Origin of the sequence: Achromobacter sp. RW408, from assembly GCF_003184165.1 — a bacterium.
Classification (GTDB): domain Bacteria; phylum Pseudomonadota; class Gammaproteobacteria; order Burkholderiales; family Burkholderiaceae_B; genus Achromobacter; species Achromobacter xylosoxidans.
Map to the genome: position 1 here is coordinate 1 of NZ_QHHO01000042.1, position 536 is coordinate 536.

Below are 536 nucleotides of genomic sequence, written 5' to 3' on the forward strand. Positions count from 1 at the left end.
GACTTCCTGTCGGAAGAACCCAGCGACTACGGCATCTCCTGCGTCGGCAGCCGCGCCCTGAGCGGCCAACTCAGCGCCGACATGCTGGCCGCGCGCAACGCCGACGGCGAGACGCTGGCACAGGGCATCGCCCGCATCGGCGGCGATCCGACCGCGCTGACCCAGCCCCTGCGCGGCCCGGACGGCACGGCCGCCTTCGTCGAACTGCACATCGAGCAAGGCCCGGTGCTGGAAAGCCGCCAGCTGCCCATCGGCGTGGTCACCAACATCGTCGGCATCCGCCGCGTGCTGATCACGGTCGAAGGCCAGCCCGACCACGCCGGCACCACGCCCATGGACATCCGCCGCGACGCCCTGGTGGGCGCGGCCCGCATCATCGACGCCGCCAGCCGCCAGGCCAGCGCCGCCAGCGGCAACCCGCACTACGTGGTCGCCACCGTCGGCAAGCTCGCCATGACGCCCAACGCCGCCAACGCCGTGCCCGGCCGCGTCGAGCTGACGCTGGAAATGCGCAGCGACAGCAACGCCGTGCTGGA

The 536-nt window shown here is 72.4% G+C and carries 1 pseudogene; it reads left to right on the forward strand.

The features are described 5' to 3' along the window. Positions 1-536: pseudogene (locus DK459_RS09950) on the forward strand (Zn-dependent hydrolase); the annotation flags it as partial.